Source organism: Duganella sp. SG902, assembly GCF_013376005.1.
Taxonomy (GTDB): Bacteria; Pseudomonadota; Gammaproteobacteria; order Burkholderiales; family Burkholderiaceae_D; genus Rugamonas.
Map to the genome: position 1 here is coordinate 202,228 of NZ_JABMJK010000011.1, position 20,335 is coordinate 222,562.

General features: G+C 66.0%; 17 protein-coding genes. 8 read left to right on the forward strand and 9 right to left on the reverse strand.

Translation table 11 applies throughout. The annotated features are described in order from the left end of the window. The 6 genes from FHW83_RS22185 to FHW83_RS22210 all read right to left on the reverse strand — a co-directional run bounded on the left by FHW83_RS22185 (position 1) and on the right by FHW83_RS22210 (position 9,681). Positions 1-2,175 carry a hypothetical protein gene (locus FHW83_RS22185; protein WP_176648527.1) on the reverse strand — a complete coding sequence of 725 codons (2,175 nt, stop codon included), beginning with the start codon at positions 2,173-2,175 and terminating at the stop codon, positions 1-3. A gap of 88 nt (positions 2,176-2,263) precedes the next feature. After that, entirely contained in the window at positions 2,264-3,295 is a 1,032-nt protein-coding gene (locus FHW83_RS22190; RefSeq protein WP_176648528.1) for a hypothetical protein, read from the reverse strand. Further along, positions 3,292-4,398, reverse strand: coding sequence for a hypothetical protein (locus tag FHW83_RS22195; protein WP_176648529.1), 1,107 nt, complete (start codon positions 4,396-4,398; stop codon positions 3,292-3,294). Before FHW83_RS22195 ends, FHW83_RS22190 begins: the two co-directional genes overlap by 4 nt. A 3-nt stretch (positions 4,399-4,401) precedes the next feature. Next, positions 4,402-4,977 (reverse strand): hypothetical protein, encoded by a 576-nt coding sequence (locus FHW83_RS22200; RefSeq protein ID WP_308936764.1) that lies wholly within the window; start codon positions 4,975-4,977, stop codon positions 4,402-4,404. An 11-nt stretch (positions 4,978-4,988) separates the two neighbouring features. Continuing rightward, positions 4,989-6,302: a hypothetical protein gene (locus FHW83_RS22205; RefSeq protein ID WP_176648531.1), complete on the reverse strand. Its 1,314-nt coding sequence runs from the start codon at positions 6,300-6,302 to the stop codon at positions 4,989-4,991. A gap of 79 nt (positions 6,303-6,381) precedes the next feature. Further along, the gene (locus tag FHW83_RS22210) at positions 6,382-9,681 is read right to left on the reverse strand and encodes a penicillin-binding transpeptidase domain-containing protein (protein WP_176648532.1); all 3,300 of its coding nucleotides are present in this window, start codon (positions 9,679-9,681) and stop codon (positions 6,382-6,384) included. A gap of 190 nt (positions 9,682-9,871) precedes the next feature. On the opposite strand from FHW83_RS22210, the gene FHW83_RS22215 reads away from it, so the two are divergent. The 3 genes from FHW83_RS22215 to FHW83_RS22225 all read left to right on the forward strand — a co-directional run bounded on the left by FHW83_RS22215 (position 9,872) and on the right by FHW83_RS22225 (position 11,738). Next, positions 9,872-10,096: a hypothetical protein gene (locus tag FHW83_RS22215; RefSeq protein WP_176648533.1), complete on the forward strand. Its 225-nt coding sequence runs from the start codon at positions 9,872-9,874 to the stop codon at positions 10,094-10,096. 230 nt (positions 10,097-10,326) lie between these two features. Further along, on the forward strand, positions 10,327-11,067 hold the full coding sequence (locus tag FHW83_RS31230) for a YXWGXW repeat-containing protein (protein WP_176648534.1): 741 nt from the start codon (positions 10,327-10,329) through the stop codon (positions 11,065-11,067). Continuing rightward, the gene (locus FHW83_RS22225; protein ID WP_176648535.1) at positions 11,067-11,738 is read left to right on the forward strand and encodes a ribonuclease HI family protein; all 672 of its coding nucleotides are present in this window, start codon (positions 11,067-11,069) and stop codon (positions 11,736-11,738) included. The genes FHW83_RS31230 and FHW83_RS22225 overlap by 1 nt, the downstream gene beginning before the upstream one ends. Positions 11,739-11,764: 26 nt before the next feature. Here FHW83_RS22225 and FHW83_RS22230 read toward each other — a convergent pair whose 3' ends face one another. Together FHW83_RS22230 and FHW83_RS22235 are read right to left on the reverse strand one after the other, a co-directional pair. After that, positions 11,765-13,393 carry a methyl-accepting chemotaxis protein gene (locus FHW83_RS22230; RefSeq protein ID WP_176648536.1) on the reverse strand — a complete coding sequence of 543 codons (1,629 nt, stop codon included), beginning with the start codon at positions 13,391-13,393 and terminating at the stop codon, positions 11,765-11,767. A 73-nt stretch (positions 13,394-13,466) separates the two neighbouring features. Further along, the gene (locus FHW83_RS22235; RefSeq protein ID WP_176648537.1) at positions 13,467-13,961 is read right to left on the reverse strand and encodes a chemotaxis protein CheW; all 495 of its coding nucleotides are present in this window, start codon (positions 13,959-13,961) and stop codon (positions 13,467-13,469) included. Between the two features lie 168 nt (positions 13,962-14,129). On the opposite strand from FHW83_RS22235, the gene FHW83_RS22240 reads away from it, so the two are divergent. Genes FHW83_RS22240 through FHW83_RS22250 form a run of 3 tightly spaced genes read left to right on the forward strand, consistent with a single transcriptional unit; the run spans position 14,130 to position 16,819 of the window. Continuing rightward, a complete protein-coding gene (locus tag FHW83_RS22240; RefSeq protein ID WP_176648538.1) occupies positions 14,130-14,789 on the forward strand; it encodes an HD domain-containing protein in 660 nt (219 codons plus the stop codon). Positions 14,790-14,807: 18 nt separating this feature from the next. After that, positions 14,808-16,028 carry an MFS transporter gene (locus tag FHW83_RS22245; protein WP_176648539.1) on the forward strand — a complete coding sequence of 407 codons (1,221 nt, stop codon included), beginning with the start codon at positions 14,808-14,810 and terminating at the stop codon, positions 16,026-16,028. After that, the gene (locus FHW83_RS22250; protein WP_176648540.1) at positions 16,025-16,819 is read left to right on the forward strand and encodes an ABC transporter substrate-binding protein; all 795 of its coding nucleotides are present in this window, start codon (positions 16,025-16,027) and stop codon (positions 16,817-16,819) included. The genes FHW83_RS22245 and FHW83_RS22250 overlap by 4 nt, the downstream gene beginning before the upstream one ends. A 6-nt stretch (positions 16,820-16,825) precedes the next feature. On the opposite strand, the gene FHW83_RS22255 is transcribed toward FHW83_RS22250, so the two are convergent. Continuing rightward, the gene (locus FHW83_RS22255; RefSeq protein WP_176648541.1) at positions 16,826-18,694 is read right to left on the reverse strand and encodes a CocE/NonD family hydrolase; all 1,869 of its coding nucleotides are present in this window, start codon (positions 18,692-18,694) and stop codon (positions 16,826-16,828) included. Between the two features lie 308 nt (positions 18,695-19,002). Here FHW83_RS22255 and trpS point away from each other — a divergent pair, with 308 nt between their 5' ends. Continuing rightward, positions 19,003-20,052: a tryptophan--tRNA ligase gene (trpS, locus tag FHW83_RS22260; RefSeq protein ID WP_176648542.1), complete on the forward strand. Its 1,050-nt coding sequence runs from the start codon at positions 19,003-19,005 to the stop codon at positions 20,050-20,052. A gap of 11 nt (positions 20,053-20,063) precedes the next feature. Continuing rightward, entirely contained in the window at positions 20,064-20,330 is a 267-nt protein-coding gene (locus FHW83_RS22265; RefSeq protein WP_229224305.1) for a DUF1294 domain-containing protein, read from the forward strand. Positions 20,331-20,335: the final 5 nt, after the last annotated feature.

A 20,335-nucleotide genomic window follows, 5' to 3' on the forward strand; every position in this document is an offset into this window, starting at 1 on the left:
CTACGTGACAGGCGCGCCGCATTCGGCGCAGAATTTATCGTTTGCGCGGCTGGCCGGCACCGCATGGCCGTTGGCGCAACGGCGTGCATGGGCAATGCCGGCATTCTGGGTATTCAACAGATCGACCTGGTAGCGGCGATCCTTTTCCAGCTCCGCGTCGCGGTGCGCGCGCTCTTCCAGCACGCGTTCATACGCCATGCGCGCGGCCTCCACCGGCGAAACGCCATGCTCAGCGGCCACCACCTGCGCCAGCGCTTGTATTTGCTCGGCCGTCATGCCGCCCTGGATCTGCAGCTTCATGATCTGCGCCACGGCTTCCACGTTGGATGGCGCGGCCACCGCGGCAATCGCCATATCGCTCAGGCGGTTGATGGTCTCCATGCGGCGGATCTCGTGATCCTGGGTCGCTTGCTGGATGTTGAACGCCGCCGCGCGCTCCTGCTCGAATTTCTTCAACTCGTGCTGCCATGCGGCTTCCTGCTCCCTCTGTTTGAGGATCAGGCGCTGTTCGTCCACCGCCAACTGATCCAGCATGGCCTGCTTGGCGTTGGCCTGATTCTGGCGCTGATGCACGCCGTCCGCCTCGATGGTGCGCAACAGCTTTTCATACTGGGCCACGGCGTCGGCCTGCGCGCCGGTGCGCTTCAGATCCTCGATCTTCTGGTTGATTTCCGCCACCTGCACGGCGTTGGCGGCATCCTTGACAGCATCTTCACGCAGCAATTCGCGTTGACGCGCCAGCGCCAGCTGGTCTTCCCATTCCTGCACGCGCTCGGCCTCGCGGCGGCGCGCGGCATTGGCCAACGTCATGCCCTGAATGCGGGCCGCGTGGGCCTCCGCCTCAATTTGCAGCTCGCGCGCCTTCTCTTCCTTCTCGCGCTGGCGCAAGGCGGCCAGCTCGCTGCGGCGATGGGATTCGTCCTCGATCAGCAAGGCTTGTGCGATCTGGCTTTCAATCGCCTGCTGGCGCAGCTGGTGCGACAGGCGCTGTTGCGCCAGCTGGCGTTGCTCGGCGGCGGTCTGCTGCAAGACCTCCAGCTCGGTGCGCATGCGGATCTGCGCCAGATGGCGCACATGTTCCCAGTCGGCCTGCTCGCCCACGCGGTGCGCCTTGTTGCGGGCCAGTTCGTGCTCCAGATCGGCCAGCACGGTGCCCGCGCCCTTGTCGAGGGCCACCTTGCGGGTCTTGGACTCCATCACGCGGCTGTAGAGCTCCACCTCGCGCGCGCGGATCGCCTGCACACGCTCGGCCTCTTTCAGCGATAGTTCCGCCTTGTTGATGCTGGCGTCCTGGCGCAGTTCGGCGCGGCGAAACTCGGAATGTATTTTCTGTTCTTCGCGCCAGATGGCCTGCCACTCTTCTTCGTTGTAGATTTCGTCCAGTTGCTTGACGTGCTCCAGCTGCACGTGGCGCTCGTCCGCCACCAGCCACATGGTGCCGACCCGTTCGCGGTTATGGTCGAATTTATCGTGACGCAGCGCGGCGGTTTCCACGCCGTCCACCGCCAGCCCGTAAGTGGCGAGACGCAGCTTGAGCGCGGCCTGCAGGCGTTCGTTCAGTTGCAGCCGCAGCTCGGCATTGCCGGCCATCTCGCGCATCGAGCGGCTGCCGACGAATTCGGCCGCCAGCTGGCGCACCGACGGTTCCAGCAGCTCATGCAGATGCAAGGTGCTGACCACGCCCGGCACTGTCATGAAATGCTGGGCGAAGGCTGGCACGTTTTCAATGCGGATGGCGATGGTGAAGCGGGCCGATATCTTCAAGTGCTCGGCCGTATGCAGATCGCTGAACGAGAACTCGACCGGCAGCGGCAGGCTGCGGGTGATGAGGATTTCGGCGTTCTGGTTGCGCAGCAGGTGGTTCAGGCGCGTGAAGAAACCCTCGATCTCATATTCGCCTTGCGGCACTTCGGTGGCCTTGTCGGCTTGCAGGATGTAGGCACGGGTGGTGGCCGGCACGCGCAGTGTCTTGGTGAAGATGCCCGACAGCGTGCTCACGCCGAAGTACACCGCCAGCTCGTTGTCGCCGGGGATCCAGCGGTTGTCACGCAGGACTGGTTCGCTGCGCGGCGCGCCCAGCGTCAGGCCGCAGTGCTTGCAGTAGCCCGACTGGTCGTCGTTTTTGTGCTCGCAACGCGGGCATTTGACGCCGCCAAAACCAAACATTTGGAACATGACAAACTCCTTCTACGATTCATCCTGGGGCCGTCCCGCGATCTGCCGATTTTAGCAGGGCGCGCCCGGTTTGCTTCTTGCGCACGGTTTAAATCATGCCAATTTTGTCAATACAAGCCAAGGTTGCGCCCTTTTGGCGCACTGCCGCGGCGAACCCCGGCGGCAATTGGTCCTGCCAGTCCTTGGGCAGCAATACGCGATCGCCGCTGTTTACTTGATTGAGTATCAATTCCAGCTTGGGCTCGCGGCCGTCCACCGTGTCGACGCGGCCGGCGTGCCAGGCGCTGGAGCAGCCCGTCGCGATGATGCGCCCGCGCGGGACGAATTCCCGCCCGCGCGCCAGGCGGTCCGCCATCACCAGCGCCAGTTGGTAGGATCCGCCCTGGAAGCGCGGCTGGCCAAAACGGACCACCGTGCGCCAGCGGTTCAAGCCTTTGCCGTCGAAATGGCGGGCCGCCGTGAGCGTTTGGCGGATCTCCTGTTGGGCTGTGAGATCGAGGCCGGGCGCGGCGATGCTGTCTTCCTCGTTCGCGACAGGAGCTTCCAGCGGGAAGACGCTGACTTCGAGCCAGCCCAGGGCATCGTTAATGCCGCCGCTATGCAGCGGGAACCAGGTACGGATGGTGGAAACGGCGGCCGACAGGTCGGCATGGCCGCTCAACGCGCCCAGATGCGTGATGTGCAGCGTGCTGCCGGCGTCTTGAGGGCCGTCGGCGGCGGACGCTATGGTCACCAAGCCGTTGACGCGGCCGAGGTGCCATGCGTCGGAACTGCCTTGGGCGGAGATGCGCCGGTCTGGCGTGAACGGATGCAGCCCGCGCACCATGCGGTCGGCCAGCACGGCGGCCAGTTCCCAATCACGCTCGCCGGCGCCGGGTGCGATGTCCATGCTGAGCACCACCTGGTCGCGGCTGTCGAGGCGGACTTCCGTGTGGCGCGCAAGGCGGACGACTTGCTGCATGCGCTCTGCAGTTTCCGGTGCGTTCGGTGCGCTGCATTTCACATCGGCGCGGTTGGCGCGCGGGCGGCGGCTGGCGGTGATGGTCACGATGCGGCCGTCGGCCAAAGCGCTGCGACATTCGGCATTGGCGGGGACAGCGGTGATGGAGATGGTGCTCATAGCGTCGGCTCCATGCGCGGCAGGTGCGGCAGGCGGCGCAGCGACAGCCCAGTTTCCAGGTTGGCGCAGATGCGGTCCGCTTCGTCCAGCAGTTGCGGCCATTGCTGTGGGTCCGCCAGTTGAAGGCGGGCCAGCAGGGACCAGGCTTCGTCCAGCGCCGCCTGGGCGATCAGTGTTTGGGCGACGCGGCGGGCCTGATCGTTGGCGGACAGCGGCTGGTCCGGGGCCGCCCATGCCAGCGCGGGCATGGTGTTGACGTTGAGGGTCGCCATGCCGAAGCGGAGCAGCAAGGCCTGGTGCGTCTGGAAGATCGGCAGTCCCTCGGGCAGCGCAAGCACGCGCAGTTCAGTGCTCAGCGCGGGCAGTTCAAGGAACAGGCGGCGCAAGGCCCGCGCATCCTGCTCTGCCGCCTGATCGGCCGAAGGCGCGGCGGTCGGCGCGGGAGTGGATGATGCGGTCTGGGTGTCCGATGCGGGCAATGCGGCGGATGACGGGGACGTTGCGGCGGGGCGGGCGCGTTCGGCCTCTTGCTGGGCGCGGACCTGCAGCATGGTGGCGTAGTCGATTTGCTCGCCCAGGTCCACGGGCACGCAGTCGTCCACCGTCACGCCATAGCGCGTGTACATCAGCTGATTCAGGCCAGCGCGGAACGCGTGCCATTCCTCCAGCGTGGTGCAAGGCGGCAGGTCAAGCGCCCCTTGCGCCAACTCGGCCTGCAAGGCCAGTTCCGCCGACGCGGCGAAGTCGGCCACCGTCAAACGCCCCGCCGTCTCGCTGTACAAGAACAAATCGAACCGCTGTTGCGACACGCGTGGATTGGCCGCATCCACCACGAAGCGCAGGCGCAAACCCCACTCCGGCGCCGCAGCGAATGGCGCCAGGTCGACCGTGTACGGCCCCGGGTGAAAGCAAAACGCGGTTTCGCCCTGCTCGCACACCACCCTGCCCGCCGCAACGCGGCGCGCTTGGCCGGCGGCATTGAAGATCAACACTGTGCTCTGTGCGGGCGCGACATCCCCGTCATCGAGCCTCAGCGCGATCAGTGTGCTGCCCAGGCCACCGAGGTCGGCGGCCGGTTTGCGGCGGCGGCTGAACAATCCCATGATCTAAGGCGCTACCGGTTCGACGGCAAAGCCAGCCCCATATAATTGAAAGTGCGATGCCGGCGCCGTCGCGAACGGCCATGCGCGCTCGCACTCGCCGTCGGCATCGAGCCGGCCTTGCAGGATGATCGCGCCGCCGCCGTCGATCACGCGCAACTGCGGCTGCTCCCGCAACAGGCGCGCTGCGAACGGCGCCTCCGCCGACAAGCTCAGAATCACTTGCCAGCCGCCGTCCCTCGGCAGGAAATGCAAAGTCCAGTGACCATCATCCGTGACCAGGGCCTCCAAGGCCTCCGCCGTGGAGGCGGCGCGCAGCATGCCGTGGCTGCCGGTCCATTCAGGATCGTTGGCGGCCGGCCGAGGCGCGGCGTGACGCTCCAGCGATAATTGGCGGAAGCGGCGCAAGGTCAATGGCGACCCGGCCAGGGCCTGCCGCTCGTTCGGCGTCAGGACACGGCTGCCGTCGATGGCCGCCAGCATGGTGGCGTCGGCCAGCATCAGGCGATCGCCCGCGACGGGGCGCGTCAATAGCAAGCGTTCGCGCAGGCGCGCCTCGAGATCATCTTGTGCTGAGTTCAAATCGTTCTCCTTCATCGCGCGCCCACCGCTTGCAGCTTGGCGATCGCTTCATTACGGCGCTTGCGCAGCGTCGGCATCGAAATCTGGTCCAGCGCCGCCAACTGCTGCAAGGTCGGCAGCTCGCCGGTGACCGGATCCAGCCAGGCGTCCGGATAGCTGTCGTCGGCCGCGCCCAGCAGCTTCTGGTAGACCGCCAGACGGATCGGCAGCGATTCGTCACGCAATATGCGGACCGCCCAGCTGCCGGCTTCCTGCGCCGCCCGCGCCAATTCAAGATAGCGGAGGGGCAGGGAAAGCTCCGCGGCCCGGGACTGTTCGGCCGCCAGCTCCGCTTCGGACGGCGCGGCGTCGTCCGAAGCGGCGGCGGTGTCGATGCCGTCCTCCTCGTGCGGATCAGGCTCCGGCGCGGCGAGGATGCGGTCATCGTCATGCGGCGGACCGCTGGCTTCCGCATGCTCGGACTCGCCCAGCACGCGCCAGTAATCTTCCAGCCATAGCGCCGCCTCGCCGGCATCGCCCTGCCATTCCTCGGCGCTGTCCATGTTGGCGGACAGCGTTTCGTAATCGCCGATTTCCTCCAGCAGCGCCGCGATCCTGTCGGGGCTATTCTTCAAGCTGGCGAAGCGCTTGGATTTGGTGTGCAAGGGCCCGGGCGCGCCGGCAAACTGCTCCTGCGACGCGCTCCAGCGAATAATCCACTCGGCCTTGCAACCGGAAATGGACTTCATCTGGCGCACTTCGATTGGCGTGCCGGCCAGCGAACGGCCGAGGATGGCCCCGACCTGTGCGGCGTTCTGCTCCCAAGCCGCGAACAGGTCCGCGATCTCGCGGTAGGCGGTATCCAGCATCCGGTAAGTGTAAATTTTATTGGGCGAGCAATCGCGCCCGGTAGCGACGATGTAATTGTCCGCGTCGACCTTGTCGCGCAGGGTGGCGTACATGTCGTTGACCTTCTTGCGCAGCACGCCCTCGGCTGCCGCGTCGTGCCAGAACGCGCCGCTGCGCGCATGCTCGACGGCCATGGCCGCCATGAACGCCGTCCAGTATGCGGGTTGCGCCTGCAACTCGTACAACAAGCCAAGCGACAGCTCGTACACGCTTTCGCCATAGCTGTTGCCCTCGGCCGCGCCGCGCGCGGTGCGGGCATTGGCGCGCAGGGACGCCGCTACCGCATCGGTATAGGCGTCAAGCAGCGCCGCGTGCCGCTCGGGGTCGAGCATCTGGTGCATCTCAATCTGCCGGAAGGCCTGCAATGAGCAAAGTCCCAGCAGCTTGCGCACTTGTTCCCAGCCATGCTCCTGGTACCGGGTTCCTGGCAAGCGCATAAAGTCCTGTAAGTGAGTAAATCAAAAGGCTTTTCAAGCATGCCATAAAAAGGCAATAAGCATTATCCCGTTTACAAGGCTATTTCCCCTTCTGTTCACCGTTCTGCGCCGCCAGCGTGGACAGGATGGCGGCGATCACCGGCGCCGCATGCTCGCCGCCGGTGGCGTCGGAGTGGCTGACGAAGGTCGCCATCGCCAGCCGATGCGTCTGGCCCGGCAGACTGCCCGCCTCCAGCCAACCGGTGAACCACACGGTGGCCGTGTCCTCGCCGCTCGGCGCGGTGCCGGTTTTGCCGTACAAGCCGGGACGCACGCCAGCCAGCGCCGCGCCACGGAAGGCCCCCGCCCCCGTGCCGACATCGACCACGCCTTTCATGCCAGCCTTGATGCGGTCCAGGCGTATGCCCAGCGGCGCGGCGGCGGCAGTGCGGCTGTCATTGCCGTCCAACGAAAGCAGCATGCGCGGCGCGACGACCCGGCCCTGCCCCACCGCCGCCGACGCCAGCGCCATTTGCAGCGGCGTCACCTGCATGCGCAGGCCGATGGCCATTTGCCGCAACTCGTGGCGGGTGTGGATCGGATCCATGCGGGCCGGCGTGGCCTGCAACGCATCCCACGCGCGCCAGTTGAAATCGGCCGGCAGCAGGCCGCCGTCAAGCCGCAGCGACTGTTCAAAGCCCAGGCGGTGCGCGGCGGCCACGATCGGGCGGATGCTGTCCAGCGCGTCGGGATCCAGCGCTTGCAGATCTGGCGCGCCGCCATCCGGACGGCCGAACAGGCTGCGGTCACTCAGCTCACTGGACCAGGCGAACCAGGTATTCAGGCTGTAAGTCAGCGCTTGCGCGAGACCCAGCCGCCCCTCCTGCGCGCGGCGGTCGAGGCTTTGTTCGCGGTAGTTGGTGATGTGGGCCAGGCGCGGGTTCAGCGGATAGCTGGCGGCATCGGTCTGGAAGCCGTAGCCGCGCTGCGCGGCCAGGCGATTGATGGCGGGCAGCGGCATGCCGCCCAACAGCGCGTCGATCTGCGGATCGCTTTGCGCGGCGATCTCCAGCCCCAGCGCGCTCACCACCTTGAAGGTGGAACCCGGACTTTGGTGCGCGCCGCCGTCGTGCTGCAGGGCCGGCAGGCGCAGTGGGCTGCGCGCTGGACTGGTGCGGTCGAAGTCGCGCACCTCGGACCAGTTGGCGCTGGTGACGTTGCCCGTGCCGGCGCCGGCGGCGGCCAGGATGTCGCCAGTTTCGGTGTCGAGGATGACGATGCCGGCATGGCGGCCCTCGGGGACCGGCGCGCCACCGACGCAATGGCCGCCCTCCCAGCGGCCACGCCGCATGGCAACGCATTCGAGCACGCGCTGGCTCAGGGCTTGCAACGGCAAGTCCAGCGTCAGGCTGGCTTGCACCGAGCCGCCGCAGGCCGGCAAGCGGGCCAGCATGCCGGCGACGCTGTTGGCGTGCTCCTGATTGATGCCAAGCAGCGGCGCAAGGCCCGCTTCCACGGCGGCTTCGCTTGGAGCGCCGTCGCTCCACAATGCGGTGCCGTTGCGGTCCCGCAGTTGGACCTGCGACGGGGCGGCGGTGCGCGATGCGGAGTTGTCGGTTTGGGCCAGCGGCTGCCAGATCAGGCGCCCGCCAGCCACGCGCAGGTGGCGATATCTCTGGTCTTCCGGCGCGTTGAAGTCCAGCGGCTGCACGTCCAGCTGGACGCTGCGCGCGCCTGATAGCAATGTCAGCGCGACTTGCTGGACGTCGCCGCCGCTGGCGCAGGCGCGCCCGGTGCAGGCGGAGGTGAATTGGGCGCTGGCCGCGGCGCCGGATCCGGGCACGATGCGACCGGCGACCAACAGGTGCAGCACTTCGCCGCCGGCGGCGGCACGCGGCAGTTCAAGCGTCAGGCGCACAGTTGGCCGCGCGCCCGAACTTGCGCCGGCCTGCGGCCAGCGCGCCACGCGCGTCCAGGGCTGCCAGCCTTGCGGCAAGGTGGCAAACAAACGCGATGCCGACACCGGCATCTGACTGGTGGTGGCGACCGTCACAGGCGCGTCGCCGCTGCCGGCGTTGTTGACGGTGGCGGCGCTCCATTCCAGCGCCAGTCCCTCGGGGGCCTTGATGCGCCATGCGAGCAGGCGGCGCTCGCTGTTGTAGATGTCGATTTGTTGGCGAACGTAGGCGCCGTCGGCCTGATAGTAAAGACGCTTGAACAGCTTGTTGATGGCGGGGCCGGGTTGCACGTGCCGCCAGTTGCGCAGTTCCGCGGCGCGTTCGCCATCGGCGGCGGCCAGCCATTGCGGGAGGTCGCGCGGCGCCAGTTCGATGGCGCCGTCGGCGCCCAGACGGATCAGACCTTGCGCCTGCAACTGCTCGAACAGCGCCTGATCTTCGAGTTCGCCGTCAGGAGCTTCGGGCACCTGATATTGGCCCGGCGCGAGGTAGGCATTGACGGCGCGGCCACGCGCGGGAAAAGCGGTGACCAGCGCCGGACCGGCAGGTGCGGTAGCCGGACGGAATATCTGAACCAGCAACTCCCCCGCTTGCGGGCACATGGCATTGGCGCGGCGTTCGATGCGCAACGCGGAATTGGCGCCCCACAGCAGCCAGCCTTGCTGGCGCAGCGCGACCTGGCCGTTGGCGCCCTGCTCCACCTGGCCGAAGCTGGCGTCGCTCAGCCAGCGCGTGTCGGCCTGCTTGCTGTTCCACCGCAGTTGCAGCGGTTCGCTCAACGGATCGGTGAAGTCGGCGCGCGCGCGGCCTTCGATCTGCACTTCCGGCATGGCGCCGGCGCCAGCGCGATCCGCCACCAGCAGCACGTTGCGCAGCGGGATTTGCACGTCGGCCTGCTCGTTGCGGGCAACCCAGCGCTTCACGTCCTCGAAGCGATACCCCAGGCGCAGCGGCAGCAACCGGTTGTCGGTGGGGCCGCGCATCTGGCTGCACAGGTCGACGCGCACCGGCGCCGTCGCCTCCATGCCCGCCACGATCAGCAAGGCGCCGCCCGGGTGCAGGCTGGAGCCAATGCCGGCTTGTTCCGGCACCGTGAAGGCGATGCCCGGCAAGACCGACCGATATGCATGCGCGGCGCGGACATTGGCGGCCGACTGCGGCGTGCTGGCCGTGGACGCCGCCAGATGGCGCGCGTGCCCGGCGATCAGCGCACCGCCGCCAAGCACGACGCACAGTCCCGCCACCACCAGCCACACCGGCCGCGCGCCAACCGCCCAGCGCGGAGGGGCGAGCGCCTGGCCCTCGCCGGCGGCGCCGCGCCGCGACGACACCAGCGTCATCGCCGGACGGCCGCGCTGGCCCGCGCGCAGGTTGGCGCTGCGGCGGCGCGCGCGACGGCGCTCGGCCCAGGCTTGCAAGATCGTATGAATGAATCGCGGCATTTGCCCCTCGCGCTGGTGGTCTTGGTCTGTGCCTGCTTAGCAGGGGGGCGAGGAAAAACACCCCTCCCATCGCGCCAAAACGCATTTCGGCCCGCCGAAAACGCGGCTCGTCGCAATCCCATCGCGGCTTGACGGGGCTTTGGATACAGTGAGCACATCGAAACTCAATTAACCACCGAAAGGAAGCAACATGAAAACCCTGAAAAACTTCGAAGCCCTGTTCGTGATGACCGTCGCCCTGGCTTGCGGCGCAAGCTACGCGCTGGACAAATCCAGCGTGGAAGCGCAAACCCCTGACATGCAAGTCGTGGTGGTGAGCGCCAAACGCATGACCGCCGAACAAAAACTGCAATCGGTGATGGAAGAACGCGCCACCACGCTGGCCGCCGACGCTAAAAAAGCGAGCATGATTTGAACGCCGGCAGCACCTTCGCCTGTACACGCCGCCCCGCGTGACAGGCGAAGCTTCTCTCCCTTTCCCCGCAGTCCCTCTCCCCTCTCAATCTGTACGCGACCGCACATAGCGGCGAACAGCTTTGTGTCATATGTAAAAAGTTGCATCATTCAAGGCAACACCTTGTGCCGCTTGATATAGTTCGTCCAAGCGCTGAAACGGCGCCATTAAGAGAGACGGAGGACACCATCATGATCAAGCCAATTTTCGCTACCGCCATGCTCGCGCTGAGCGCAGCAGCTTTTGTACCATCCATCGCATCGGCGCAGGTCGGCGTCAGCGTCGTGATCGGCAATGCCCCTCCACCGCCTCGTTTTGAAAGCGTGCCCGCACCACGCCATGGCTACGTTTGGGCGCCCGGCTATTGGAACTGGGACGGTTATCGCCACGTATGGCTGGGCGGTCACTGGGAGCGCGAGCGCATCGGCAGCGCCTGGCGTCCCGCCGAGTGGGTGCGCGCCGACGGCGGCTGGCGTTTGAGCCCCGCCGGTTGGGTGACGGTCGATGCCGGCCCGTCGCGCGTGGACTACATCACGGTGGCACCGCCTCCGCCGCGCTATGAGCGCATCCCCGATCCGCGCCCCGGCTACATCTGGGCGCCCGGTTACTGGGAATGGCGCGGCAACCGCCACGTCTGGATAGGCGGTAACTGGATCGCCTCACGCCCTGGCTACGTGTATGCGCAGCCGCGTTGGGTGGAGCGTGATGGCCGTTGGTTCCGCGAGGAGGCGCGCTGGGAGCGCGGCCCGAACGGCGACCGCGATCACGACGGCATCCCCAACCGCTACGACCGCCATGACAACCGTGGAGACTACCGCGGACGCGGCGACCGTGATCACGACGGCATCCCTAACCGCTACGATCGCGACCGCGATGGCGACGGTGTACCGAACCGTTATGATCACCACCCGGACAACCGTCGCCGCGATTAATGGATCAATTCGAATTTGATGTCCTGGCCACGGCCGCCTTCAAGGGCGAGCGCGTGGCCGCGCGTCGTCTGGTGGCGCGCACGCACGTGACCGAGGCGCAGGCATTGCTGCAGGTGCTGACGCTGGCCGCGGGCGCCGCCGGGCTGGCGCAGTTGCTGCATCAACGCGAGCAATTGCGCTCGCGCGACGAGGAAAGGCGTTTGGCGAGGCAGGCCAATGCCGCCTGCAAACTGGCGCTGCGCAAGGCCGGCACGCAATCGACGGCCGCCTGGCGCGGCTGGTTTGACGGATCGGCGCATCCGAATCCCGGGCAAATCGGGATTGGGGCCTTGTTGTGCGGGCCGGATGGGCAGCGGGCGGAAATCAGCCGCCGCGCCGGATACGGCAATAGCAGCGAGGCGGAATACCTGGCCTTGACGGCGCTGCTGGAGTTGGCCGTCAGGATGGGCGCGACGGAGCTCGCCGTGTGCGGCGATAGCCAGGTGGTGGTGAATGATGTGAACCTGGGCGCGGCGCGCGGGGCCAAGGGATTGGAGCCGCATCGCGCGCGCGTGGTGGAGCTGATGTCGGCGCTGGGCGCCGTGCAGCTGCGCTGGGTGCCGCGCCACCGCAACGGCGACGCGGACCGCCTGTCGCAGCAAGCGGTCGCCGGCCACGCGGCGGCGGGCTAGCTCCCGCCGCGCGCAATCCCTCGCCGTTACGCGCGGCGGCGCGACATTTCGAGGGCCGGGCGGCTGCTTGGCACGCGGTTGGCGCGTGCCGTGAACGGCGTCACGCTGTCGTGCACCTTGAATACGCTGACCGCCTTGGCTAGCGCCGCCGCCTGCTGCCGCATGGATTCCGCCGCGGCTGCGGCTTCTTCCACCAGCGCCGCGTTTTGCTGCGTCACCGCGTCCATCGAACCGATGGCCTGATTGACCTCATTGATGCCGGCGCTTTGCTCGCTGCTGGCCGCCGTGATCTCCGAGATCATGTCGCTGACCTTGTGCACGCTGGCGACAATTTCGTCCATGGTGCTGCCGGCGTCGGCCACCAGCTTGCTGCCCAGGTTGACCTTCTCGACCGAGTCGCCGATCAGCGCCTTGATCTCCTTGGCGGCCGAGGCGGAGCGCTGCGCCAGATTACGCACCTCCGACGCCACCACCGCGAAGCCGCGCCCCTGCTCGCCGGCGCGCGCCGCCTCCACCGCCGCGTTCAGCGCCAGGATATTGGTCTGGAACGCGATCCCGTCGATCACCGCGATGATATCGACGATCTTGCCGGACGACTGGTTGATCGACTCCATGGTGCCCACCACTTGCGCCACCACCTCGCCACCCTTCACCGCCACCTGCGCCGCCGACGCCGCCAGTTGATTGGCCTGGCGCGCGTTGTCGGCGTTGTGCTTGACGGTGGACGTCAATTCCTCCATCGAGGACGCGGTCTCCTCCAGCGCGCCCGCCTGCTGCTCGGTGCGGCGCGACAGGTCCTGGTTGCCCTGGGCGATTTCGGACGAGGACGTGGTAATGTGATCGGTACCGCTGCGCACATCGGTCACGATGCCCAGCAGCGCGCCATTCATCTCCTTCAGCGCCGACAGCAGCTGGCCCGTTTCATCCTTGGCGCTGTCGTCGATATGGCCGGTCAGGTCGCCGCTGGCGACACGGCGCGCCACCGCCACCGCCTCGCGCAGCGGGCCGGTGATGCCGGTGGTGAGCAGCCAGGCGCAGGTCACGCCGAACGCCAGCACCAGCGCCGCCAGCACGTACAGCAGGTTGCGGCTGCTGGAGGCGATATCCTCGATATGCTGGGCCGCCGCGTCGATCTTGGCGCGCTGCATCTTCAGCAGCTCGACGATCAACTCCTGGAACTTGGCCGTGCCGGGGCGGAACACGTTGTCGAACACCTTGTTGGCTTCCTCCAGCTCGCCCGCCGCCTTCAGCTTGGAGATCTGGTCGCGCGACGACAGATAGACCTTGCGCTGCTCGCCGATGCGGTTGAACAGGTCCTTCTCGTCGGGGTCGGAAATCAGCGTCTCGATCTTCTTTTGCAGCTCGGAGGAAATGACCGAGGAAGCCTTGGATTCCTCGGCGAAATACGCGCCCAGGGAGGCATCGCTGCTGCGCGCGATCGCGGTGGTACGCCTGATACCGCTATCAATCTTGCCCGCCCAATCCGAGATCATGCGCTCCTTGGCCAGCGGCACCTGCATCATTTCGCTGGTGGCCGCGGCCACGCCCTGCAGGCGCCACACGCCGATGCCGGTGATCAGCATCGCAAACGCCAGGATGATCGTGAAACCCAGCGCCAGGCGTTTGCCGATACTGATATTCGCCAACCTATTCATTCTTGCACCTACCTCTCGAGTAAATCAAAAACAAAACCACGCAACCAGCATCGGCCCCGGCGGCCAGGCTCGGTTACGCGGCCAGCGCGGTGGTGTCGATCAGGCCCATGTCGGCGCTGGACATCAGCTTGTCGATATCGACCAGGATCAGCATGCGGTCGTCGATGGTGCCCAGGCCGACGATGTGCTCGGTGTTCATGGCCGAGCCGATCTCCGGCGCCGGCTTGATCTGATCCGGGGTCAGCGTGGTGACGTCGGACACGCGGTCCACCACCATGCCCACCACGCGGTGGCCGATGTTGAGGATGATGACCACGGTGAACTGGTCGTAGGTCGGGGTGCCCAGGTTGAACTTGATGCGCATGTCCACGATCGGCACGATGATGCCGCGCAGGTTGACCACGCCCTTGACGAACTCCGGCGCGTTGGCGATGCGGGTCGGGGTTTCATAGCTGCGGATCTCGCTGACTTTCTGGATATCGATCCCGTACTCCTCCTTGCCCAAGGTGAAGGCAAGGTATTCGCCGACGTTGGTGGCGGTGGCGTGCAGTTCGCTGACGTTAGACATGGTTTTCCCTCATTGCCAAAGTTATTACCCGTAATGTTACCCCAAGTAAAGTTCCTTCGCAGCAAATAAATGACCCTCAGCAACAAATAACCTTATTGCAATTTCCAGATTATGATTTCAACCATGGTGTATGATTTGGGCGAAATTCCTCCACACTCAGGGAGAACGATGAATAGCTTGCTCAACAGCTGGCACCCACGCCTTGTCGCTTTGGCTAACGCGGCCCAAGGGATAGACGGCGCGCACGACACCAACCACCTGCACCGCGTCTGGCGCAACGCCAGCCTGTTGCTGGACGATTATCCCGAAGCCGATCCGCTGGTCGTGCTGGCGGGCTGCTATCTGCACGACCTGGTGAACCTGCCCAAGAACGACCCCGAACGCCACCTCGCCTCGCGCAAGGCCGCGCTGCTGGCCAGCCGCCAGCTGGCGGAGCTGGACTTCCCGCCCAACAAGCTGGCCGCCGTGGCCCACGCCATCGAGAGCCACAGCTTCTCGGCCGGCATCCGCGCGGAGACCATCGAGGCCAAGATCGTGCAGGACGCCGACCGGCTGGACGCGCTGGGCGCGGTCGGCCTGGCGCGCCTGTTCTACACCGCCGGCCGCATGGATTCGGCGCTGGCGCACCCGGACGATCCGATGGCGCTACAGCGCGACCTGGACGACAGGGCCTACGCGCTGGACCACATCGACACCAAGCTGGCCACCCTGCCCGGCAAGATGCAAACCGCCGCCGGACGCCGTCTCGGCGAAACCCGCCTCAAGGAACTGATCGCCTTCCGCGACACCTTCATCGCCGAATGGGCCGCCAGCCCGGCCGCGCCGTAACCTGAAATCCGAGTCCTCATGACCAAACCTGCATCCCCGGGCAATCTGAATTTTGTACTGATCTGCGTTTTCATCGACATGCTGGGCATCGGGCTGATCGTGCCGGTGCTGCCGGTGCTGGTGGGGGAGTTCACCGGCACGCGCGAGAACCAGGCCTACTGGTATGGCGTGATGAGCGCCGTGTTCGGCCTGATGCAGTTCATCTTCATGCCCATGCTGGGCGCGGTCAGCGACCGCGTCGGCCGCCGCCCGGTGCTGCTGTACTCCATGGCCGGCATGGCGATCAACTTCTTCACCACCGCGTGGGCGCCCAACCTGGCCTGTTTGTTCATCGGCCGCGTGATCGGCGGCATGTCGTCGGCCAGCATGTCGGTGGCGTCGGCCTACGCGTCCGACATCTCCACGCCGGAGAATCGCGCCAAGAGCTTCGGCAAGGTAGGCGCGGCGTTCGGCCTGGGCTTCATCTGCGGGCCGATGCTGGGCGGGCTGTTGGGCACGGTCGACCTGCACCTGCCGTTCTACGTGGCCGGTGGGCTGTCGCTGGCCAACTTCGCCTACGGGTATTTCGTGGTGCCGGAATCGCTGCCGGAGGCGCGCCGCGCGCCGCTCACGCTGTCGAAAATCAATCCGTTCGCGGCGCTGGTCAAGCTGGGCCGCCGCGCCGACATCCGCGGCCTGATCGTCACCTACACGCTGGTGACGCTGGCGGCCATGATGCTGCAAACCACCTGGGTGCTGTACACCACCTTCCGCTTCAACTGGACCCCGGGCCAGAACGGCGCGGCGCTGTTCTGCGTCGGCCTGACGGCGGCCGTGGTGCAGGCCGGCTTGCTCGGGGTGCTGATCAAACGCTTCGGCGAAGTGCGGCTGTCGGTGCTTGGGCTGGTGTCCGGCGCCATCACCTACCTGCTGTACGGCCTGGCCACACAGGGCTGGATGATGTACGTGCTCATCATGTGCAACGTGCTGTCGTTCGCCATCGGGCCCGCCCTTCAAAGCATCATCTCCAAGAGCACGGCGCCGAACGAGCAGGGTGAGTTGATGGGGTCGCTGCAGTCGATCAGCAGCGTGGGCGTGATCTTCATGCCGCTGCTGGGCTCGGCGATACTCGGCGAGGTCAGCCACCTGGCGGCCGGCGACTGGCGCGTGGGCAGCACCTTCTACCTGTGCGCCGCGATGCAGACCGTGGCGATCTTCGTGGCGCAGCGCTACTTCGGCAAACATGCGGTGCACGCATGAAGCCTGCGTTATTCATCGCCGCCTGCCTGCTGGCGCATGACGCGCTGGCGGGATGCTCGCGCGATATCGCGGCACCGGTGTCGGCCAACGGCGCCAGCGTGATCGTGGAAGGCACCACCGCCAGGGGCATTTATCCCGACCTGCTGCGCACCCTCGGCCCCAAGGCTGGCTGCAACTTCGTGTTCACGGTGGTGCCGCGCGCGCGGCAAGTGGCCATGTTCAAGGCCGGCCTGGCGGACGTGCTGGTACCGGCGTCGCGCACGGCGGCGCGCGATCAGCTGGGCACCTTCATCCCCATGATCAATCACCGCGCCATGCTGATCTCGGTGAACAACGGCCGCGCGCCGATCACCAGCGCGCAGGATCTGCTGGCGCGCAAGGAGCTGCGCGTGGCGGTGGTGCGCGGCTTCGACTATGGCGAGCATTACACGGCGCTGATCGACGAGCTGCAAAAACAGGGGCGCCTGTTCGTCGAGGTGGACGTGGTCGGCATCGCGCGCCTGCTGCACGCGGGATCGGCCGACGTCACCATCATGGGACCGACGCTGATGGCCGGCGCCATCCGCCGCGACGCGCGCGTGCAGCTCTTACAGGACAAGCTGAGGATGGAGGCCATCCCGGAACTGCCATGGCACCAGAGCGGCGCCTACATCTCCAACGCGCTCAAGCCGGAAGACCAGGCGCTGCTCCGCGACATGCTGGAGAAAGCCGGCAAGTCCAACCAGGTGATGGAGGGCTATCTGCGTTACTTCCGCGCGGACCTGCTGAGCGACAGCGTGCGTCCGCGCTAGGCGGGCTTATTTCGCCTCCACCACCGGCAGTTCCAGGGCGCTGTTGTGATACACCTTCAGCGTCGCCTTCCTGTAGTCGGAGGGCTTGGCGTAGAAGATGTTGGGCACATAGGTTTGTGGGTTGCGGTCGTACAGCGGGAACCAGCTCGATTGCACCTGCACCATGATGCGGTGGCCCGGCAGGAACACGTGATTGGCGTTCGGCAGCGCGAAGCGGTAGCGCTGCACTTCGTTTGCCGGAATCGGCGACGGCGTTTCCAGGCTGTCACGGTAGCGGCCGCGGAAGATGTCCATCGCAATGCCCAGCTGGTAGCCGCCCAGCTCCGGCTGCGACGGCACCTCGTCCGGATAGACGTCGATCAGCTTGACCACCCAATCGGCGTCGGTGCCGCTGGTGGAGGCCAACAGGTTGACCATGGTCTGGCCGGCGATCCGCACACCGGCTTTCAACGGCTCGGTCACATAAGTCAGCACGTCGGTGCGGTCGGAAACGGCGCGCTGGTCGCTCACCAGCCATGGCCGCCACACATTGCCGTCGCCCATGCGCACCGGGCGCGGCACGAACGGCACCGGCTTGGCCGGATCGGCGACGTATTCGTCGTAACCATCCTGCGGCGCGTCGAGGCCGAGCTTTTGGCCGTTCTGCAAGTACAGCGGTTTAAGCTGGCGCGCCAGCGGCCATTGCGGCAGCCTCTGCCAGCGGTTGACGCCGGTCTGGTAGAACAGCACCGGCGGCGTATCGGCGGCCGGCGCGCCATCCTTCAGGTACTGGTCGAGGAAAGGCTGCATCACGTCGCGGCGGAATTCCAGCGCGGTGTCGCCGGTGAACTTGAACACGCCCAGGCTGGAGCCGTCATAGTTCACGCCGCTGTGGCGCCACGGGCCGACCACCAGGAAGTTCTTGTCGTTGGCGGTGTCCTTCCGCTCCAGCGTCTCGTAGACGGCGTAGGCGCCATAGATGTCCTCCTGGTCCCAGTAGCCGACCACCGTCATGGTGGGCACCTTGAGGTCGTGTTGGGCGAGGATCTTGTCGACCGCCTGATGCTGCCAGTAGCTGTCGTAGGCCGGGTGCTCGAACAGTTTTTTGGTGTAGTTCAGCTGGTCGAGGCCGAATTTGGCGGCGTAGTCGCTGGCCGAGCCGGCGCGCAGCATGCCTTCGTAATCGTCGTAGACACCGGTGGCAGGTTGCTTGCCGCCGCCCTTGGCGCCGGTCTGGCCGGCGATGTAGCTCAGGTTGGGCATGCGGAAGGCGCCGTTGTGGAACCAGTCGTCGCCGCGCCAGCCGTCCACCATCGGGCTCATCGGCACCGCCACCTTCAGCGCCGGATGCGGATTGACCAGCGCCATCAGCACGGTGAAGCCTTCGTAGGAGGAACCGATCATGCCGACCTTGCCGTTGGATTCCGGCACGTTCTTGACCAGCCAGTCGATGGTGTCCCAGGCGTCGGTGGAATGGTCGGTGCGGGTGTTGTTGAGCGGGCCGATCAGCGGACGGGTCATCACATAGTCGCCCTCGGAGCCGTATTTGCCGCGCACGTCCTGGAACACGCGGATATAGCCCTCGCCGACCATGATCTCATCGCCCTGTCCGACGATGGCCTGGATGCTGGGGCTGTTGTTGCGCCCGGCGCGGCCACTGGCGCTGTAGGGCGTGCGGCTCAGGACCATGGGCGCGCGCCGGGCGCCCTTCGGAATCACGATCACGGTGTGCAGCTTGACGCCGTCGCGCATCGGGATCATGACGTCGCGCTTGATATAGTCGGCGTTGGGAATGGCTGTGTCGAACTTGGCGGGAATATCCGGCGCCATGGCCGGCGTTTGCGCAAAAGCAGGAAAGGACAAGGCAAGCAATGCGGCAACTGCGGTACGGCGCATGACGGCTCCACGGAAAAGTTTCCAATGGAACAATAGTACCATTAATGCAGGAGTTTTTAAGAGCAGCTCAGACCGCCTGTCTCGCCGGATGGTTCCCGACCTTGACAGACAAGCCACGACCTGCAACCATACGGCCATGATTTTTTATGCCCCACTTCACACCTGCACGTATTGGCGCCGCTCCTAGCGCGAGCGGCCACTGTCTACACTAGTGATGTGATATTTTTATCAACGCCGCCCTCGTCTGGTGGCGTTTTCATATCCGCGCATCGGACTGGGGCAAAACCTAGCAACCCCGAGGAACCCTGATGAGTCTGCCTGAACAGTCCAACACCGAAGCCGTCGCCGTCGCCCCCAAAGGTCCGCAAATCATCCTGACCGGCGACCGCCCGACCGGCCCGCTGCACCTGGGCCACTACGTCGGCAGCCTGCGCAACCGCGTCGAATACCAGCACCAGTTCAAGCAGTTCATCATGCTGGCCGACTCGCAGGCGCTGACCGACAACATGGACGACACCAACAAGGTGCACCGCAACGTGGTGGAAGTGGCGCTGGACTACCTGGCGGTCGGCATCGACCCGGCCAAGTCGACCATCCTGATCCAGTCGCAAATCCCGGAACTGGCCGAGCTGACCTTCTACTACCTGAACATGGTCACCGTGGCCCGCCTGGAGCGCAACCCGACCGTGAAGACCGAAATCGCCCTGCGCGGCTTCGAGCGCGACATCCCGGCCGGCTTCCTGACCTACCCGGCCTCGCAAGCGGCCGACATCTCGGCCTTCAAGGCCACGCTGGTGCCGGTGGGCGAGGACCAGATTCCGATGATCGAGCAGACCAATGAGATCGTGCGCCGCTTCAACCGCATCGCCGACAAGGAAATCCTGGTCGAGTGCAAGGCGCTGGTGCCGGACATCGGCCGCCTGCCGGGCATCGACGGCAAGGCCAAGATGAGCAAGTCGCTGGGCAACACCATCAACCTGGGCGCCAGCGCGGCCGAGATCACCGCCGCCGTGAAGAAGGTCTACACCGACCCGCTGCACCTGCGCGTGGAGGATCCGGGCCACCTGGAAGGCAACGTCGCCTTCATCTACCTGGACGCGTTCGATCCGGAAAAGGACAAGCTGGAAGAAATGAAGGCCCACTACGTGCGCGGCGGCCTGGGCGACTCCATCGTCAAGAAGCGCCTGGAAGCCGTGCTGCAGGAGATGCTGGCGCCGATCCGCGCGCGCCGCGAAGAGCTGGCCAAGGACAGGGGCTACATCATGCAGATCCTGAAGGAAGGCACCATGCGCGCGCGTGAAGTGGCGGCGCAAACCGCCGATGAAGTCAAGGCCGCGCTCGGCCTGAGCTACTTCTGATCGCCCTCACCTTGCTGTGGCTGGCGTCGTTCTACGGCGTCGCCAGCGTGGCCTGCTTCATCGCCTACGCCATCGACAAATCGGCGGCGCAGCAGCGGCGCAGCCGCATCTCCGAGCGCACCCTGCTGTTGCTGGGCCTGTGCTGCGGCTGGCCCGGCGGCCTGCTGGCGCAGCGGATCCTGCGCCATAAAACGGTCAAGACTTCTTTTCAAATCGCTTTCTGGTGCAGCGTGGCGGCTAACGTGGCCGCCGTGTGGTGGCTCTGCACCCTCTACTAAGGATT

Bases quoted from the DNA above. Each gene is read 5' to 3' on its own strand.
- FHW83_RS22245 (WP_176648539.1), top strand. From the start codon at position 14,808: ATGACCAAACCTGCATCCCCGGGCAATCTGAATTTTGTACTGATCTGC.
- FHW83_RS22195 (WP_176648529.1), bottom strand. From the start codon at position 4,398: ATGGGATTGTTCAGCCGCCGCCGCAAACCGGCCGCCGACCTCGGTGGC.
- FHW83_RS22210 (WP_176648532.1), bottom strand. From the start codon at position 9,681: ATGCCGCGATTCATTCATACGATCTTGCAAGCCTGGGCCGAGCGCCGT.
- FHW83_RS22240 (WP_176648538.1), top strand. From the start codon at position 14,130: ATGAATAGCTTGCTCAACAGCTGGCACCCACGCCTTGTCGCTTTGGCT.
- FHW83_RS22225 (WP_176648535.1), top strand. From the start codon at position 11,067: ATGGATCAATTCGAATTTGATGTCCTGGCCACGGCCGCCTTCAAGGGC.
- FHW83_RS22190 (WP_176648528.1), bottom strand. From the start codon at position 3,295: ATGAGCACCATCTCCATCACCGCTGTCCCCGCCAATGCCGAATGTCGC.
- FHW83_RS22215 (WP_176648533.1), top strand. From the start codon at position 9,872: ATGAAAACCCTGAAAAACTTCGAAGCCCTGTTCGTGATGACCGTCGCC.
- FHW83_RS22235 (WP_176648537.1), bottom strand. From the start codon at position 13,961: ATGTCTAACGTCAGCGAACTGCACGCCACCGCCACCAACGTCGGCGAA.
- FHW83_RS22230 (WP_176648536.1), bottom strand. From the start codon at position 13,393: ATGAATAGGTTGGCGAATATCAGTATCGGCAAACGCCTGGCGCTGGGT.
- trpS (WP_176648542.1), top strand. From the start codon at position 19,003: ATGAGTCTGCCTGAACAGTCCAACACCGAAGCCGTCGCCGTCGCCCCC.
- FHW83_RS22185 (WP_176648527.1), bottom strand. From the start codon at position 2,175: ATGTTCCAAATGTTTGGTTTTGGCGGCGTCAAATGCCCGCGTTGCGAG.
- FHW83_RS31230 (WP_176648534.1), top strand. From the start codon at position 10,327: ATGATCAAGCCAATTTTCGCTACCGCCATGCTCGCGCTGAGCGCAGCA.
- FHW83_RS22255 (WP_176648541.1), bottom strand. From the start codon at position 18,694: ATGCGCCGTACCGCAGTTGCCGCATTGCTTGCCTTGTCCTTTCCTGCT.
- FHW83_RS22205 (WP_176648531.1), bottom strand. From the start codon at position 6,302: ATGCGCTTGCCAGGAACCCGGTACCAGGAGCATGGCTGGGAACAAGTG.
- FHW83_RS22250 (WP_176648540.1), top strand. From the start codon at position 16,025: ATGAAGCCTGCGTTATTCATCGCCGCCTGCCTGCTGGCGCATGACGCG.